Annotated in this window: 2 protein-coding genes, 1 tRNA gene and 1 pseudogene; 2 read left to right on the top strand and 2 right to left on the bottom strand. The window is 47.5% G+C overall.

Annotated features, from left to right (window positions below; genetic code table 11):
* Positions 1-56: 56 nt before the first annotated feature.
* Positions 57-212 (top strand): annotated as a pseudogene (locus tag AC3A14_RS24530) (HNH endonuclease); the annotation flags it as partial.
* A 160-nt stretch (positions 213-372) separates the two neighbouring features.
* On the opposite strand, the gene purH reads toward AC3A14_RS24530, so the two are convergent.
* Positions 373-1,911 (bottom strand): bifunctional phosphoribosylaminoimidazolecarboxamide formyltransferase/IMP cyclohydrolase, encoded by a 1,539-nt coding sequence (gene purH / locus AC3A14_RS24525; protein ID WP_487779234.1) that lies wholly within the window; start codon positions 1,909-1,911, stop codon positions 373-375.
* Between the two features lie 169 nt (positions 1,912-2,080).
* Between purH and AC3A14_RS24520 the strand changes: the two genes are divergently transcribed.
* Positions 2,081-2,153, top strand: a tRNA-Arg gene (locus AC3A14_RS24520).
* 124 nt (positions 2,154-2,277) lie between these two features.
* On the opposite strand, the gene AC3A14_RS24515 is transcribed toward AC3A14_RS24520, so the two are convergent.
* A partial coding sequence (locus AC3A14_RS24515) for a hypothetical protein (RefSeq protein WP_487779233.1) occupies positions 2,278-2,556 on the bottom strand: 279 nt, incomplete at its 5' end.

The raw sequence follows: 2,556 nt of genomic DNA, 5'->3' as shown, positions 1-2,556 counted from the left end.
ACCACCGAAAAAGGTCGCTATAGCGACCTTTGAGCTGCCTTGTCACCCCTTGAGATTTTTCAGATACAGACCTAATTGAAGTAGACCACATAATCCCGAAGTCTCTTGGCGGAAAGGATGAACTAAAGAACCTTCAATTATTACATAAGCATTGTCACGATAAAATGACGGCCAGCGATGGAAGTCTCAACCGTATCCATGACAAGGACTGATTTTGCTAGGAGCCGTGTGAGGTGAAAGTCTCATGCACGGTTCTGAATGGGAGGGATGGATGGTAACGTCCATCTCGACCCCTAATCTTACCTCGTTGAACCGCGCTACTTACCTGAGCATCTGGTATAGGCTATTGCTGGCGCGATCGCCCCCTATCTCTTAATGTAGAAAATGGCGCATTCGCGTAAACACCATAACTACACCTAACTCATTGGCTGCGGCGATCGAGTCCTTATCGCGCACGCTACCCCCAGGCTGAATAATCGCCTCAATCCCAGCCGCCGCAGCCGTCCGTACTGAGTCATCAAAGGGGAAGAAAGCATCACTACTAAGTATGGCTCCACGGGCTTTTTCCCCTGCCTGTTCTAGGGCAATTTTCGCAGCTCCGACGCGGTTCATTTGACCCGCTCCTATGCCACAGGTGGTTTGTTTTTTGGTCACCACGATCGCATTCGATTTCACATGCTTCACCACCTTCCAAGCAAAGAATAGCTCTTCTAATTGCTCTGGAGTCGGTTGTTTTTCCGTCACCACTTCCCACTGATCCGGGGTGCTAATGGTGAGATCGCTCTGTTGCAATAAAAACCCACCCGCAATACCCTTGATCATCACCTGCGGCCCTTGCATCAGATCCGGCAAGACCAAAACCCGCAACTTCGATTTCTTGTGTAAAATGTCTTGAGCCTCCGGATCGCAGCCGGGAGCAACCACGCATTCAAGGAAAATATGGGTTAACTCCTCTGCTGTTGGCCTATCAATGGGTTGATTGAGAGCTACAATACCGCCAAATGCCGAAGTCGAATCAGCTTCTAACGCCTTCTGATAGGCTTCCACCAGGGTATCCGCTACCGCCAGACCACAGGGATTAGTATGCTTCAAAATAGCTACGGCTGGCTTATCGGTAAACTCGGTAATAATTTGCCGTGCTGCCTCCAAGTCCACCAAATTGTTATAACTGAGTTCCTTTCCTTGTAATTGGGTGGCCCCTGACCATCCCTCTTTCTCGGTTCCCGTCTGATACCAAGCAGCGCTCTGGTGCGGATTTTCGCCATAGCGCAGGGTTTGCCGCTTCTGTCCCGATAGGGTGAATTCGGGGGGCAACAGTTCCTCTTTCTGATGGGTTAAATAAGCAGTAATTGCTCGGTCATAAGCCGCAGTATGGGCAAAGGCTTTTATCGCCCGTTCTTTCCGAAATTCTGCTGAGGCTGTCCCTCCCTGCTGACGAAGTTCCGTTAAATAAGCATTATAATCAGTCGGATCGCAGAGGACGGTTAAATGGGCATAATTTTTAGCTGACGCTCGCAGCAAGGTGGGGCCACCAATGTCGATATTTTCGATCGCCTCTTCTAACGTCACATCCGGCTTGGCGATCGTCTGTTCAAACGGGTATAAATTCACTACCACCAAATCAATCGGGCGAATGTTATTATCCGTTAAATCCTGAAGATCCTCCTCCAGATTGCGCCTCGCTAGAATTCCCCCATGAATGCGAGGATGGAGCGTCTTCACCCGGCCGCCTAGAATTTCTGGCGATCCCGTATAGTCAGAAACCTTCGTTACCGTTAATCCAGATTCTTGTAGAGTTTGCGCCGTACCTCCACTACTCACTAAATCAAATCCAAATTCTTCCACTAAACTCCGGGCCAGATCCACCAGTCCCGTTTTATCCGATGTGCTAAGAAGGGCGAGAGGAGCCATAAGACAAGTGTTCCATGATTGATGAGCCACGTCTAAGGATACAGCAGGGATTTATTGACAATTAGAAATTCAACCTTAAAATTCTTGCAGACCTGAATGGGATACTTAGCACACCCCCCAGGAAGAAGTTTCAATTTTTGAAAATCTATGCTATGATTTTTTAGGTTAAGGGCACGTAGCTCAGTGGATAGAGCACCAGATTCCGGTTCTGGGTGTCGGGGGTTCAAATCCCTCCGTGCTCGTCCATTTCAAGTATGGGCACTACAGGTTTTTCATTCCCAACACCCAGAACCAGAATCCCTTGCTCTGCCTAAAATCTGCCTAAAATCATCCTACACCACTCCAAAACAGTGCAGAGTAAATAGGTTAGCTATATAATCGATACTTATTAAGAAGTCTATTGCCATAGAATTTCATCAATAAACCAATCACATGACCATCACATAAGCATTGTCTATGGATAAAGAGAGAATCATAAAGTGTGATAAAATAGATATATATCCAAGCTGGAGACCCAACTAGGGTAGCCAAAGAAGATATATATCCATCGACACTCCATGGGCTGGCATGACCCGACAGAAAATAACGCCAGTTCTTATTTTTAGCGCGACGTTCGTCAGCATCAGAGACAGCAAGGTCGGAAAC

This window comes from Roseofilum sp., from assembly GCF_982964205.1.
Note: the sequence above shows the minus strand (reverse complement) of the source record. Positions and strands in the feature narration are given on the sequence as shown.